Raw genomic sequence first — 13,236 nt, 5'->3', positions numbered from 1 at the left:
CGGTATCGGCCGGCGGCGCCGCGTCGCCGGAGCCGCCGGCATCACCGGGGCCCGCACCGCGCCGGGCCGCGAGTTCCCGGTCGTCCAGCGCCCGGCTCAGGCGCGAGAGATGGGCTTCCTCGTCGGCCAGTTTGCGCTTGAGCGCGCTCAGTTCCTGCAGATGACGATCGACTTCGTGGCGCAGCGCGGAAATGTTCTCCTGGGTCGACTGGGCGTCCAGCGCCTGCGCCTGCGCCTGGGCCTGAAAGAGCAGCACGCTTGCATAGGTGATGGCACGGATGCAGCGAAATGGCATGCGTTTCACGGCGCGTCTCCCCCATCGGGCCTGCGGTTCCCCCCCGGGGGCACGCCGCCGGCAGGCCGGCGCGTGCGTTGCCCTGGATCGCTTCGCGTCACGCTACGCGTTTGCTGAACGCGCGTCACATCGCACGCGAGCCACCCGTTTCTCGGGGACTTTCGTCAAAACCGAATGCACGTTTCGAGCCTGTGCACACGGGCCGCGCGGCGTGTTCATGGCAGTGTTTTCCCGTGTGCCGACGGGCGTTGTCCCGATCGGACGATGCAGAGGGGGCGGCGCGTCAGTGCGGGACGGCTTCGCGGGTGTGCGTCGGCGCGCCGGCGGTTTCCGTGCGTTGCGCGTCCGCCAGAATCAGGTCCGCGCCTTTCTCCGCGACCATCATCGTCGGCGCGTTGATGTTGCCCGACGTGATGTTCGGGAACACCGACGCATCGACGATCCGAAGCGCCTGCAGCCCGTGCACGCGCAGCGACGCATCGACCACCGACGTCGCCGCGTCCGGTCCCATCGCGCACGAGCCGCACAGGTGATAGATCGAACCCGACTGCTCGCGGAAATACTGCAGCATGGCTTCGTCGGAATCGATCCGCGGCCCCGGCGAGATCTCCTCGACGGTCATCGACTTCAGCGCCGACGCGCGCATCAGCGCACGGATCACCTTGCTGCCCTGCACGGCTTCGTCGAGATCCTTCTGCGTGGTCAACGCGTTGATGTGGATCTTCGCGGCATCTTCCGCGCGGTTCGACGCGATCTCGATCGTGCCGCGGCTCGTCGGCCGGCACGGGTTGAACGCGATCAGGAAGCCCGAATAAGGCTCGGGCTTGATGCTCGCGCGGTCGTTCTTCGGAATCCGGTACGACAGCGGGTTGAAGTAGAGCTGGAGGTTCGGCTCCGGCGTATCGTCCGTGCCGCGGAAGAAGCCGCCCGCCTGGTTCACGCTCATCGCGAGCGGGCCGCGCTTCGTCAGCAGGTAGCGCAAGCCGATCTTCATCTTGCCGATGAGCGTCCCCATCTCGTCGTTCAGCGTCGGCCGGTTCGCCTTGAAGTAGAAGCTCACGCACAGGTGGTCCTGCAGGTTGCGGCCGACGGCCGGCAGCGCATGCACGAGCGGTACGCGCTGGCGCGCGAGCAGCGACGGATCGCCCACGCCCGACAGTTGCAGCAGCTTCGGCGTATCGACCGCGCCGGCCGCGAGGATCACCTCGCGCGCGGCGACGAGCGTTTCGTCGCCGTGTTCGCCCGCGACGACCACGCCGGTCGCACGCGTGCCGTCGAACGTCACGCGCCGCACGAGCACGCCCGAGCGCAGCGTGAGGTTCGCGCGGCCCAGCGCGGGGCGCAGGTACGCAAAGCTGCTGGAGCAGCGTTCGCCATTCTTCGTGTTCAGGTCGTAGATGCCCGCACCTTCGAACTGCGCGCCGTTGAAATCATCGGTGCGCGGCAGGTTCAGTTGGCCGCAGCCCTTCAGGAATTCGTGGACGATCGGGTGCACGTCGGCCTTCATCGACGTGATGTGGATCGGCCCGGTCGAGCCATGATGCTGCGGATCGGTCGTGCCGGCCGCGTGGGTTTCGAGCTTGCGGAAGTACGGCAGCACGTCGTCGTACGCCCAGCCCGGATTACCGGCGTTCGCCCAGTCGTCGTAGTCGCTGCGCTGGCCGCGCACGTAGACCATTGCGTTGATCGACCCCGATCCGCCGACCACCTTGCCGCGCGGGCAGTACAGCTTGCGGTCGGCGAGCTGCGCCTCGGGCTCGCTGTAGTACATCCAGTTGTAGCGGCGGTTGTAGTAGGTCTTCGTGAAGCCGACCGGCACCCTGAACCAGAACGACGCGTCGCGCTCACCCGCTTCGAGCAGCAGCACCGAGTGCCGGCCCGATTCGCTCAGGCGGTTCGCGAGGATGCAGCCGGCCGAGCCCGCGCCGACGATGATGTAGTCGTAGCTCATGTATGTCCTTTGCGCTCAGCCCTTCGCGGGGGCGAGATCCTTCACGTCGACGGGGTGTTCGCCCATCTGCAGGTGCAGCCGTTCGCCGGTGTACGGCGTGTGGCGGCGCACGACGTCCATGTCGAGCTCGATGCCGAGGCCCGGTTCGTTCGACGGGATGATGTAGCCGTCTTCCCAGCGGATCGGCGTCTTCACGACTTCCGCGTGGAAACCGCCCCACGTCATGATGCTTTCCTGGATCAGGAAGTTCGGCGTGCAGGTCGCGAGCTGGATGCTCGCGGCCGCGCCCACCGGCCCGTTGTACAGGTGCGGCGCGATCTGCGCGTAGTGCACTTCGGCGAGCGTCGCGATCTTCTTCGCTTCGAGCAGGCCGCCCACGCGCGCGACGTTCAACTGCAGGATCGATGCGCCGCCCGCTTGCAGCAGCTTGTGGAATTCGTACTTGGTCGTCAGGCGCTCGCCGGTCGCGATCGGAATCGACGTATGTTTCGCGACTTGCGCGATCGCTTCTTCCTGGCCGGGGGGAACCGGCTCCTCGAACCACAGCGGGTCGTATTTCTCGAGCCGCTTCGCGAGCCGGATCGCCGACGACGGCACCATCTGCCCGTGCGTGCCGAACAGCAGGTCGGCCTTGCTGCCGACGGCTTCGCGCACGCGGCGGCAGAACAGCTCGCAGCGGTCGAGCACTTCCAGCGACAACTGGTGGCCCGAGTAAGCCGTGTACGGGCCGGCCGGGTCGAACTTGACGGCCGTGAAGCCGAGCTTCACGTTCTCGGCCGCGCATTCGGCGGCGAGGTCAGGGTCGTCGTAGTCGTATTCGCCCTTCGCGTTCTTCGGGTACAGGTACGTGTACGAGCGCAGCCGCTCGTGGATCTTGCCGCCGAGCAGCTCGTATACGGGCTTGCCGGCGGCCTTGCCGATGATGTCCCAGCACGCCATCTCAAGGCCGCTGACGACGCCCATCATCGTGAGATCGGGGCGCTGCGTGAAGCCGCTCGAATACGCCTGACGGAACAGCCGCTCGACGTGATGCGGATCGCGGTTCAGCAGGTGGCGTTCGAACACGTCGTCGATGATCGGGGCCATCGCCTTCGGGCCGAACGTCGCCGAATAGATCTCGCCGACGCCTTCGATGCCGTCGTCGGTCTTCAGCTTCACGAAGATCCAGTACATCCCGCCGACATGCGGCGGCGGCACGGCGACGATATGGGTTTCGAGCGAAACGATCTTCATGCGGACTCCTGGATGCGATTGAGGCGGTACTTGAGGAACGCGGCGGCGCCCGCGCCGCAAAGCGCGATGGCCGCGATATAGCCGAAATAGAGCTGATAGCCGTGCGCGCCCGGGTAGGTCTGCGTCACGTAGCCGTTGATCAGCGGCACGAACACGTCGGGCGAATAGCCGAGCACTGAGATCAGGCCGATCGCGAGGCCCGCGCAATGCGTCGGCACCTTGCAGTCGTCGAGCAGCGACCAGTACAGGCCGCGGATCGCGTAGGTGAGGATGCCGATGAACAGCACGAGCACGACGAGCATCGCCTGCGGGCTGTGTGCCGGTGCGGCGATCAGCCCGACGAGCGACAGCGCGGCAAGCACCAGCGCCCAGAACAGGACGGACACCTTCGATACGCGGTCGCCGAGGAAGCCGCCGCCGATGCCGCCGACGGGGCGCATCCACAGCTTGAGCGTCGTGATGAAGCCGGCCGCCGTTGCGCTGAGTCCGAAATTGCCTTCGTGCAGGTACGCGGAGAAGCTGTAGGTCGCCCAGAACACCTGATAGCCGCAGAACACGATCGCGGCGACGAGCCACAGTTCGGGGATCGCCGCGAGTGTCTTCAGGTCGGTCAGCACGTTGCCCTTGGTGCGCTTCGCGGCCGCTGCACGGTCGCCCGTGTTCGACGGATCCTTCACCAGCGCGAGCAGCACGCCGAGCGCGATGCAGAAAAACGCGTACAGGTGGACGACGAGTTTGAAGCCGGCTGCATCGGTGCCGCCGCGCGCCTGCGTGACATAGGCGAACAGCGTGATGGCAATCGTCGCGAGCAGCGCCTCGACGAGGCCGCGGCCGCCGTCGAGCAGGCCGAAGAAGCGACCCTGTTCGTCAGGGCCCGCGATCATGTTCACGCGCTTGATCACGGCGGCCCAGAACGTGAGGCCGGTGGTCAGCCCCCAGCCGCCGAAGATCAGCACCAGCATGTCGAACGACGGCCCGGTCGCGTAGATGAGCCCGAGCGCGCCGGTGGCGAGCAGCGAGAAGCAGATCAGCCAGCGCGGCGACAGGCGGTCGGCCAGCCAGCCGCTCGGCAAATAGCTGACGAGGAAGATCGTGCCGAGCGACGAATACAGGTAGCCGAGCTGCACGTCGTCGATACGGAAGAACTGCAGCATCGTCGGCTGGTATACCTGCCGCAGATACAGCATCGGGTAGATCGCGCCCGCGGCGATCACGAGCAGCAGCAGTTGCAGGTAGCGTTGTGCGCGCGAATGCTGCGACGCGTGAGCGTCGAGCGCCTTGTCGTGCAACGCGAGCGACGCGGTGGGTGTCGACGGTTGGGTCGGCATGATGTCTTCCTCCATCAGGTGTCCTTGAGGCGGACGCCTGCAGATTTTTTATGTGCTGGTGGGGTCAGGGGCGGCGCGCGCGGCGTGGTGTTCGAGTGCGCGCGCCGGAAACGGTGCGTCGGGGTGACGGCGTCAGTACTTCATGACGACGAGGCGCGTCTGCGTGAATTCGAGCATCCCGTTCTTGCCGTCGTCGCCGCCGAGGCCCGAGCGTTTCCAGCCGGCGTGGAAGCCCTGGTACGGATCGGCCGGCGTGCGGTTCACGTACAGCTCGCCGGCTTCGATCGCGTTCGCGACGGTCATCGCGGTGCGGTAGTGCTCGGTGTAGAGCACCGACGACAGGCCGAACTGGTGGTCGTTCGCGAACCCGATCGCTTCGTCGATCGTCGTGTAGCGCAGCACGGGCATGATCGGGCCGAAGGTTTCCTCCTGCACGATCTCCATGTCCTGCCGCACGCCGGTGAGCAGCGTGGCCGGGTAGAAGAAGCCGGGGCCGGCGGGAATCGCACCGCCGGTTTCGAGCGTCGCGCCGGCTGCGATCGCGCGTTCGACCATCCCGTGGATGTGCGCGCGCGCCGATGCGCTGACGAGCGGGCCCATCCGCGACGCGTCTTCCGCACGGTCGCCGATGCGCACGGCCGCCATCTTCTCCTTCAGCAGCGCGACGAAGCGGTCGTGCACGCTGTCGTGCACGTACACGCGTTCGATCGCCGTGCAGAGCTGGCCGCAATGGGTCGTCTTCGACGCGACGAGCGCGGCGGCGGCGCGTTCGAGGTCGGCATCGGGCTCGATGATCGCGGGCGTCTTGCCGCCGAGTTCGAGCGACGGCTTCGCGATGTTCGCCTTGCAGTAGTCGAGCACCTTGCGGCCCGCGTTCACGCTGCCGGTCAGCGTGATCATCCCGACCGCCGGATGCGTGCACAGCGCTTCGGCCGTCGCGTGATCCATCGTCAGGATGTTGACGACGCCCGGCGGGAAGCCGGCATCGTCGGCGGCTTGCGCGATTTCGAACGCGGACACCGGCGTGTGGTTGCTCGGCCGCACGACCACGGTGTTGCCGGCGATCAGCGCGGGCGCGATCTTGCGCAGCAGCGTGTAGACCGGGTAGTTGAACGGGATCAGGCAGGCGACGACGCCGATCGGCTCGCGCTGCAGGAACAGGTTCTCATCGGGCGTGTCGCTCGGGATGATCTCGCCCTCGATCCGGCGCGCCCACTCGGCGTGGTAGCGCGTGATCTGGCCTGCATAGACGGCTTCGTTCGATGCGTCCTCGACGCTCTTGCCGGACTCCTGCGCGAGCGCCGCGCCGATCTCGGGCGCGCGTGCGGTCAATGCGTCGGCGAAGCGGTGCAGGTATGCGGCGCGTTCGACGCTCGGCAGCTTGCGCCACGCCTTCTGCGCGGCGGCCGCGGCGTCGACGGCGGCGAGCGCGTCGGCCGGCGTCGCGGCCGGCACGCGCGCGAACGGCGCTTCGGTGGCGGGATTGTGGACGACGATGAACGTGTCGCTTTCCGGGGCGACGAAACGGCCGTTCACGTAGTTGCGTTCGGTGCGCATGAAGTGACTCCTCCGATGAATGCAGGCGGATCGCTTCGAGTGGCGACGCGCGTGGCACGGGATGGAGGCCATTCTGTTCATGCGTTTAGCGCACGACAAACGACTTATTTACGCGTCGAGCATGAGAAAAACGCACGTTACTCGGCGAATCGGCTGGAGACGCCCGTCCGGCAAGGCTGCTGCGGGGATGGCGGGACGGGCGCGGGCGGCGGCCCTGTCGCATTTTCCGACTGGTCCGAGTGCGGACTGACGCGGGAGGCGGTAAGGTGTCGCCCGCGGCGGGTGGTCGACGGCTGTCGAGCGTGGTCGGGGCGGATCGCGCGTTAGGCCAGCGGTACCTGCGGCAGCGGCGACGACGGTTCGAGATGGCGCTTCGCGAGCCACACTTCCTGCTGTAGCCAGTCGCGGAACTGGACGATGTGCGGCAGGTTCGTTTGCTCCGGCCGCGTGACGAACCAGTACGACTGGTGGCCGTCGACGTGCACGTTGAGCACCTGCATCAGTTGCCCGGTCGCGAGTTCGCGCGCGACCATGTGGCGGTCGGCGATCGTGATGCCGAGACCGTCGATCGCCGCGCGGATCGCATGGTCGAGCAGGTCGAATTCGTAGCCGCCGCGCGTGTCGACGTCGGCGATGCCGGCTGCTTTCAGCCAGTGCTGCCAGGTCAGGTAGCGCTGGTCGTCGGTGGCGAGCACGTGCAGCAGCGTGAAGCGGTTCAGGTCGATCGGCGCGCTGTCCTGTCGCAGCCGCGCATACAGCGCGGGCGCGCAGACGGCGATATGCTGCTCCTGCATCAGCAGCGCGTTGTCGAAGCCGTCCCATTCGCCGTCGCCGAACCGGATCGCGCAGTCGAGCACGCGCGATTCGCCGAGGCTGTCGTGGATGCGGGTCGTGAGGCTCAGCTCGAATTCGGGATGCGCGTCGCGCAGCCGGCCGAGGCGCGGCATCAGCCAGCGCGCGGCGAAGGTGGGCGGCACGTTCGCGCGCAGGCGGTTCAGGTGGGTTTTTTCCTGCAGGCTGCGCACGGTCAGCTCGATCTTGTCGAACGATTGCTGCAGCGCGCGCAGCAGCACGCGGCCGGCCGCGGTCAGTTCGAGCTGGTGATGGCGGCGCTCGAGCAGCGTTTCGCCGAGCTGGCCTTCGAGCTGGCGAACCTGGCGGCTCACCGCGCTCTGCGTCACGTTGAGCAGCTCGGCCGCCCGCGTGAAGCTGCCGGTGCGGCCGGCCATCTCGAAGGCTTTCAGCGCATTCAGCGCCGGCATCTTGCGTCTCACGGGGCGGTGTCGTGTTTGGTGCGGGATGCTTATTGTAGGCGGGTGGCGCGGGCGCGGGGACGATGAATGGCGGCGACGGCGGGCGCGGGGGTTTGACGGGATGGCAGCTGGCGTGCCTTGTCGTGACAAGGCAGCCCGCAGGAGGGCCGGCGGTGCCGGCCGGCAACGATACGAACGATACGAACGATACGAACGATACGAACGATACGAACGATACGAACGATACGAACGATACGAACGAAGGGGACACACATCATGCGACGCCTGCCATCGTTGATCGCACTGCGATTTTTCGAGGAGACCGCGCGTCACCTGAGCTTCAACCGCGCGGCGGTTTCGCTGTGCGTGACGCAGGGGGCGGTGAGCCGGCAGATCCGGCTGCTCGAGGAAGCGCTCGGCGCGCGGCTGTTCGAGCGCGATCACAAGGGCGTGCGCCTGACCGATGCCGGCCAGCGGTTGCTGCCGTTCATCGGGCAGGCGTTCGACACGATCGAACGGGGCGTCGGCGAAATCGCCGCCACGCGACCGGGTGCGAAACGGCGGCTGACGGTGTCGCTGCCGCCGACGTTCGCGACGCAGTGGTTTTCGCCGCGGCTCGGCACGCTCGCGGAGGCGCTGCCCGACGTCGAGCTGTCGATCCGCACGGAGCCGGATGACGATTGCCATTGCCACATCCGCTTCGGGCGCGCGGCGCGCGCCGGGATGCAGTCGGAGCTGCTGATGATGGAGCGGCATGCGCTCGTCGGCGCGCCGCGCTATCGCGGCGATGCGCTGGAGGTGCTGCTGGGCCGGTTGCCGTCGCTGCATGTGCTGCACGAAGGCAAGCGCCTGACGCTGTGGGCCGACTGGTGCGAGCAGGCGGGCGTGCCGCCGGCGCGGATCGGCGACGGCATCGAGTTTTCGACGCTCGAACAGGCGATCCGCGCGGCGCGCAAGGGTGCGGGGCTCGCGGTGGTCGACCTGAACATGATCGAGGAGGAGATCGGCGAGGGCAGCCTCGTGCGGCTGTCACCGGTGCAGCCGATCGGGCCGTTCGGGTATTGGCTCGATGTCGAGCCGGAGAGCGTCGCGGTCGAGCCGGTGGTCGCGTTTGCCGCGTGGTTGCGGGAGCAGGCGGGGAGGAGGGGGTAGGTGGTCTCGTTGCTGAGACGCGGCTGATCTTTCTGTGGAAGCAATCGGATCAGTCCGCGTCGGTCGTGCAGTGTTTCCTGCCTTCTGTCTGTGTCAAAGATCGTTACCAAGGGAGAGATCGGTACGATCGTTGTCGATTCGGGATGTGGGGTTGTGTTCAGCTGGTCACAGATCGGGTGCGTGCCCGAAATGCATGAGTGTTTCCCTGCGCGCCATGGCTTCTGCTTCGGCATCTGAGATGTTCGGCAACTGGCACTTCGAGGGATCGATACGTCCCACATTGAAGACGGTTCGTTTCGGCGGGGAGGCGGATGTGACGGCGGCCCGTGCGTCGTGCTCGATGGCAGATTTGCGCATGACCCGGGCTAGGCTGTGATGGAGTTCGCGCGTGACGACCGCATCAAGGAGGCGGCGGGCTTCCGAGAGGCGAACGGGACGATGTTCGCTCGTCGGGCGACCACGGCGCGTGATCCGGAACCCTGCGATCGGAGTGTGCTTTGCGTTCATTCGTAAATCCCCTTTTCGATCAAGTAATTCTGCAACGTCTGCACGGATTTTCCGTGCGGCGTAACGTCGAAAGTCATCCAGCGATGTGATCCCGCGACGCGCCAGAAATCTCGCCCGAATCGCGTCGCATAGAGTGCGTGCAGAGATCGAAGCGACCCGTCGGCCAGACCGACCGGGTCGCTCTGGAAATACTGAAACAGGGCTGCTTCGTCGCTTTGCTGGTCGGGAATGGGCGCATCGAAACCGAGCCGAGGCCAGGCGTAGTACCCAAACAGTCGACGCCCGCCGGGTTTTGGCGCCGCCTTGCGGCCACCCGCTGCCAATGCGTTGATGCGGGTGATTCCCAGCGTATCGCACGCTCTGACGATCCGCCACAGCATGGCCGCTCCGAGCCCGGCGATAGCGCTATCCGCCAGATCGATTGTCTTGAGTTCGATTGCGAACGTGTCCGATTCTCGAAAGACGGCGATGCGATTCTCCGATCGGATCAATGTCGGGTGCGTGACGGCGAATGTCAGCCTGTCTGCGCTGTCGAGATAGGCTTGAATTTCCGATCCCGTGGGCGCGCCGCACAACGCAACGAGCAGTTCGTCGGGGACGTTGCCGCTCACCCCCAGCAACGCGGAAATATCCAGGTCGTTTCGATCGACCTCGAGCTGATCGTCGAAGTACGTCGTCTCGTACGGCAGGACATGACCGAGATCGACAGGTTGAGCGGACATGGGCTTCCGGCAATAAATGGAAAGCCCCAGCATATCGGCGCGAATCCGGCGGGCAGAGTCCGCCAAACGGCCAATCACGAGACGGCGCGACCGCCCGTCTCGCCAGCCCTACGACCAGTCGAACGTCAGCAGTGCCACGCGGCTGGCCGGCTCGTAAAACAGGAGAATCGAGTCCGCACCCATCGCGCGGTATTCCCAGCCGGTGACGCTGGCGACGAAGCGAAAGCGTGCACCGTCGGGGCCGATCGGCCGGATGTCGTCGGGATTGCTGTCGTCGACCGGAAAATCCGACGTGCCCGACCAGTTGCCCCAGCCGACTGTTCCGCCGAGCTGATCGATCAGGTTGCACGGTTTTTCCTGGCTGAAATCGCGCTCGTCCGGCGCGTACTGGTTGGACGAGTAGAGCACTCCGTATTCGGCGAACCGTTTGCGCGCGGTTTCGATGCTGGCCTGTTGCTCGGCGTAGTGCGCCTCCAGTTCCGCGCGATAGCCCGCGTCATGCGCGCCGGGCGGGTTTTCCAGATAGAAGTAGCGCGGGTCGCCGAGCAGCGTGTAGCGGTTGTTCTCGTCGAGCCGGAACCCGATCCAGTTCGCGCGGAGATAGTCGTTGTGATACGCGGCCGTGTCCTGCCCGACGAGCCCGTCGTACGGTTCGACGGGGCTGAGCAGGTGGATCCAGCCCTCCCACGACGGATTGACCGTCGACAGGTCGATCGACACCAGCGGATGCAGGTGGCGCGCGAGTGCGGCATGGGGCCCGGCAAAGACGGCGGCGTCTGGCGGGTAGACCGTCAGGCCAGGTTGTGGCGTGACGATGTCTTCAATCATGATCGCTGCTCGCACGGTGAGGTCCGGTAAGGCTACACGAGTGCGTGCGAAAAACGGATGAAGGTCCGGCGCCAGAGGAGCCTGCCTGAAGCGCGTCCCGTTCCTTTCTTCCGCCCGATCGGCACGTCGAAAGCATTCGCGCCGATCTTTTGGAGACCATCTGATTGATAACTGTTGATAAATTGGATACGCTCGATGCATCGAATTCAATCCGGTCGGGAGGTCGACATGATCAGTGCAGAACTCGGGCAGCAACTGGAGGCTTACGTCGCGAAGCTGGTCGAATCAGGCCGCTACGGATCCAAGAGCGAAGTGCTTCGCGAAGGTGTACGCCTCATCCAGGATCGCGAGGCGCAGCTGAACGCGCTGGACGCTGTGATCGCACGCAGCCTGTCCGATGCGGAAGCAGGACACAGCGCCGACGCGGCGGAAGTCTTCGATCGTCTCGAGGCGAAGTATCGGGCCCAGGCGGATCGGCAGGCCTGACCGTGCGCCTGTCCGATTTTGCGATTGGCGAACTCGAAGCGATCGCCGATTACATTGCACGCGACAACCCGCAACGCGCCGTAACGTTTGTGCGGGAGATTCGCGATAAATGCCTGAGTCTTGCCGCGATGCCGCTGGCGTTTCCGCTGGTGCCGCGCTTCGAGCGTCACGGCGTGCGGCATCGCGTGTACGGCAACTACCAGATCTTCTATCGGGTCGTCGGCGATCCGCCGGCTCGGATCGACATTCTTCACATCCTGCACGGCGCGCGAGACTATGCGTCGATCCTGTTCTGAGCGACCGCGCGCATCGCATCGCGTCCCAAATGAACGAACCCGGCCACGGCCGGGTTCGTTCGAATCGAGCGCAGCATCGCCGCAGCGTATCAGCGGCTTGTCGATACGAAAGCCTTGATCGAGCGCGATGAAGCAGGCGGTCACACAACCCGCCGTCCTCGTCAATGCCCCGACGCCTCCTCCAGCGTCAGGTGCTTCGTCTCCGGGGCCCACGCGATCGACACGATCATCCCCACCAGCAGCACGCCCGCGAGCGCGAACATCGTCGCGTGAAAGCCGAGCGTCGCGATACCGACCGGCAGCAGGAACGTGCCGATCGCCGAACCGAGCCGGCTGCACGCGATCGCGAGCCCCACGCCGCTCGCGCGCACTTCGGTCGGGAAGCACTCGGGCGGAAACACGCCGACCAGATTGCTGAACGCCGACATCGTCAGCGTGAAGATCGCGAACGCGACGATCATCGCGATGGCCGCCGACGACGGCAGCACCGCCAGCGCGACAAGCGACGCGCACGTCACCGCGAACGAGCCGATCAGGAAGCCGCGCCGCGACAGCCGGATCGTCAGCCAGATGCCGATCAGCGCGCCCAGCACCAGGAAGCCGTTCAGCAGCAGGTCGGCGCCGAAACCTTCGGCGAGGCCGATCGTCTTCAGGATCGTCGGCAGGAACGTGTAGATCGCGAAATACGGAATCACGAGGCACACGAAGAACGCGCAGTTGAACATCGTGCGGCGGATCAGGTCACGCTGGAACAGTCGCGCGAAGCCGCCATGCGCATGCGGCTCGGTCGAGCCGTCGAGCATCACGTGCGGCCCGAAATGCTTCGCGACGATCGCACGTGCCTCCTTCTCCCGGCCCTTGCCGAGTAGCCAGCGTGGCGATTCGGGCGTGCCGATCCGCAGCACCAGCACGATCAGCGCGGGCAACGCGGCCGACGCGAGCAGCCAGCGCCATGCATCGGGGGTGGCGTCGCTGTACGCGAGGCCAAGCACGTTCGCGGCGACATAGCCGATTGTCCAGATCACGCTGAACGAGCCGAGCAGCGCACCACGATGCTTGCGCGGCGAGAATTCGGCGAGGATCGCATGGCCGACCGTGAAGTCGCCGCCCATCCCGAAGCCGATCAGCACGCGCAGCACGCACAGTTCGAGCGGCGACGTGACGAAGAACTGTGCGAACGCGGTCGCCGTGATGATCACGAAGCTCGTCAGGAAGATCTTCTGCCGGCCCATCCGGTCGGACAGCCAGCCGAACACGAGGCTGCCGAAGAAGATGCCGATCAACGCCGAGCTGCCGATCATCCCCATCCAGAACGCGTCGATCGGCATCTGCCTGCCGAGCGCGGCGAGCGCATAGCCGATCGTGCCGAGCGTGTAGCCCTCGGTGAAATGTGCGCCGAACGTCAGGCCGGCGATCTTCACGTGGAAACGGTTGAGCGGCACGTCGTCGAGCGCGACGGGGCGGTGCGGCGCATCGGCGCCGCGCGACAGCGGCAACGCGCGTGCGGTGCCGGGTTGAACGTTGGCTTGAGTCAAGCTGCCTCCTGGATTGTTATCGGGCGCGCAACGGCGCGCGCAGGCGGAACGCCGCCGCGCGTGCCGTGCAGGGCGCCGCGCGGCCGGGCGGCG

Annotated in this window: 12 protein-coding genes and 1 pseudogene; 3 read left to right on the top strand and 10 right to left on the bottom strand. The window is 66.2% G+C overall.

Annotated elements, in window-relative coordinates; translation table 11 throughout:
• The 6 genes and pseudogenes from F3J15_RS35060 to F3J15_RS35035 form a co-directional block, all read right to left on the bottom strand.
• Window positions 1-295, bottom strand: a pseudogene (locus F3J15_RS35060) (acetate kinase); the annotation flags it as partial.
• A gap of 283 nt (window positions 296-578) precedes the next feature.
• Window positions 579-2,246, bottom strand: coding sequence for a GMC family oxidoreductase N-terminal domain-containing protein (locus F3J15_RS35055; protein ID WP_166897006.1), 1,668 nt, complete (start codon window positions 2,244-2,246; stop codon window positions 579-581).
• A 15-nt stretch (window positions 2,247-2,261) separates the two neighbouring features.
• Window positions 2,262-3,479 (bottom strand): mandelate racemase/muconate lactonizing enzyme family protein, encoded by a 1,218-nt coding sequence (locus F3J15_RS35050; RefSeq protein ID WP_166897003.1) that lies wholly within the window; start codon window positions 3,477-3,479, stop codon window positions 2,262-2,264.
• Window positions 3,476-4,807 (bottom strand): MFS transporter, encoded by a 1,332-nt coding sequence (locus F3J15_RS35045; RefSeq protein ID WP_166897000.1) that lies wholly within the window; start codon window positions 4,805-4,807, stop codon window positions 3,476-3,478. Before F3J15_RS35045 ends, F3J15_RS35050 begins: the two co-directional genes overlap by 4 nt.
• Window positions 4,808-4,939: 132 nt before the next feature.
• Window positions 4,940-6,364 carry an aldehyde dehydrogenase gene (gene aldA / locus F3J15_RS35040; protein ID WP_166896997.1) on the bottom strand — a complete coding sequence of 475 codons (1,425 nt, stop codon included), beginning with the start codon at window positions 6,362-6,364 and terminating at the stop codon, window positions 4,940-4,942.
• Window positions 6,365-6,687: 323 nt separating this feature from the next.
• On the bottom strand, window positions 6,688-7,626 hold the full coding sequence (locus tag F3J15_RS35035; RefSeq protein ID WP_166897009.1) for a LysR substrate-binding domain-containing protein: 939 nt from the start codon (window positions 7,624-7,626) through the stop codon (window positions 6,688-6,690).
• A gap of 267 nt (window positions 7,627-7,893) precedes the next feature.
• Here F3J15_RS35035 and F3J15_RS35030 point away from each other — a divergent pair, with 267 nt between their 5' ends.
• A complete protein-coding gene (locus tag F3J15_RS35030; RefSeq protein WP_166896994.1) occupies window positions 7,894-8,769 on the top strand; it encodes a LysR substrate-binding domain-containing protein in 876 nt (291 codons plus the stop codon).
• A 165-nt stretch (window positions 8,770-8,934) separates the two neighbouring features.
• On the opposite strand, the gene F3J15_RS35025 is transcribed toward F3J15_RS35030, so the two are convergent.
• The 3 genes from F3J15_RS35025 to F3J15_RS35015 all read right to left on the bottom strand — a co-directional run bounded on the left by F3J15_RS35025 (window position 8,935) and on the right by F3J15_RS35015 (window position 10,826).
• Entirely contained in the window at window positions 8,935-9,276 is a 342-nt protein-coding gene (locus tag F3J15_RS35025) for a hypothetical protein (protein WP_166896991.1), read from the bottom strand.
• The gene (locus tag F3J15_RS35020) at window positions 9,273-9,998 is read right to left on the bottom strand and encodes a hypothetical protein (RefSeq protein ID WP_166896989.1); all 726 of its coding nucleotides are present in this window, start codon (window positions 9,996-9,998) and stop codon (window positions 9,273-9,275) included. The genes F3J15_RS35025 and F3J15_RS35020 overlap by 4 nt, the downstream gene beginning before the upstream one ends.
• Before the next feature lie 108 nt (window positions 9,999-10,106).
• Window positions 10,107-10,826 carry a hypothetical protein gene (locus tag F3J15_RS35015; RefSeq protein ID WP_166896987.1) on the bottom strand — a complete coding sequence of 240 codons (720 nt, stop codon included), beginning with the start codon at window positions 10,824-10,826 and terminating at the stop codon, window positions 10,107-10,109.
• A gap of 228 nt (window positions 10,827-11,054) precedes the next feature.
• Between F3J15_RS35015 and F3J15_RS35010 the strand changes: the two genes are divergently transcribed.
• A complete protein-coding gene (locus tag F3J15_RS35010; RefSeq protein ID WP_089457468.1) occupies window positions 11,055-11,312 on the top strand; it encodes a type II toxin-antitoxin system ParD family antitoxin in 258 nt (85 codons plus the stop codon).
• A gap of 2 nt (window positions 11,313-11,314) precedes the next feature.
• Window positions 11,315-11,608 carry a type II toxin-antitoxin system RelE/ParE family toxin gene (locus tag F3J15_RS35005; protein WP_089448374.1) on the top strand — a complete coding sequence of 98 codons (294 nt, stop codon included), beginning with the start codon at window positions 11,315-11,317 and terminating at the stop codon, window positions 11,606-11,608.
• A gap of 161 nt (window positions 11,609-11,769) precedes the next feature.
• Here F3J15_RS35005 and F3J15_RS35000 read toward each other — a convergent pair whose 3' ends face one another.
• A complete protein-coding gene (locus F3J15_RS35000) occupies window positions 11,770-13,104 on the bottom strand; it encodes an MFS transporter (RefSeq protein ID WP_240159367.1) in 1,335 nt (444 codons plus the stop codon).
• Window positions 13,105-13,236: the final 132 nt, after the last annotated feature.

Origin of the sequence: Burkholderia sp. Ap-955 (genome assembly GCF_011753045.1) — a bacterium.
GTDB classification, from domain to species: domain Bacteria; phylum Pseudomonadota; class Gammaproteobacteria; order Burkholderiales; family Burkholderiaceae; genus Burkholderia; species Burkholderia lata_D.
The sequence above is the reverse complement of the archived record's forward strand: the minus strand, read 5'-3'. Positions and strand labels throughout refer to the sequence as shown.

Coding starts and splice junctions, on each gene's coding strand:
- F3J15_RS35055 (WP_166897006.1), bottom strand. CDS start 2,246: ATGAGCTACGACTACATCATCGTCGGCGCGGGCTCGGCCGGCTGCATC.
- F3J15_RS35050 (WP_166897003.1), bottom strand. CDS start 3,479: ATGAAGATCGTTTCGCTCGAAACCCATATCGTCGCCGTGCCGCCGCCG.
- F3J15_RS35045 (WP_166897000.1), bottom strand. CDS start 4,807: ATGCCGACCCAACCGTCGACACCCACCGCGTCGCTCGCGTTGCACGAC.
- aldA (WP_166896997.1), bottom strand. CDS start 6,364: ATGCGCACCGAACGCAACTACGTGAACGGCCGTTTCGTCGCCCCGGAA.
- F3J15_RS35035 (WP_166897009.1), bottom strand. CDS start 7,626: ATGCCGGCGCTGAATGCGCTGAAAGCCTTCGAGATGGCCGGCCGCACC.
- F3J15_RS35030 (WP_166896994.1), top strand. CDS start 7,894: ATGCGACGCCTGCCATCGTTGATCGCACTGCGATTTTTCGAGGAGACC.
- F3J15_RS35025 (WP_166896991.1), bottom strand. CDS start 9,276: ATGAACGCAAAGCACACTCCGATCGCAGGGTTCCGGATCACGCGCCGT.
- F3J15_RS35020 (WP_166896989.1), bottom strand. CDS start 9,998: ATGTCCGCTCAACCTGTCGATCTCGGTCATGTCCTGCCGTACGAGACG.
- F3J15_RS35015 (WP_166896987.1), bottom strand. CDS start 10,826: ATGATTGAAGACATCGTCACGCCACAACCTGGCCTGACGGTCTACCCG.
- F3J15_RS35010 (WP_089457468.1), top strand. CDS start 11,055: ATGATCAGTGCAGAACTCGGGCAGCAACTGGAGGCTTACGTCGCGAAG.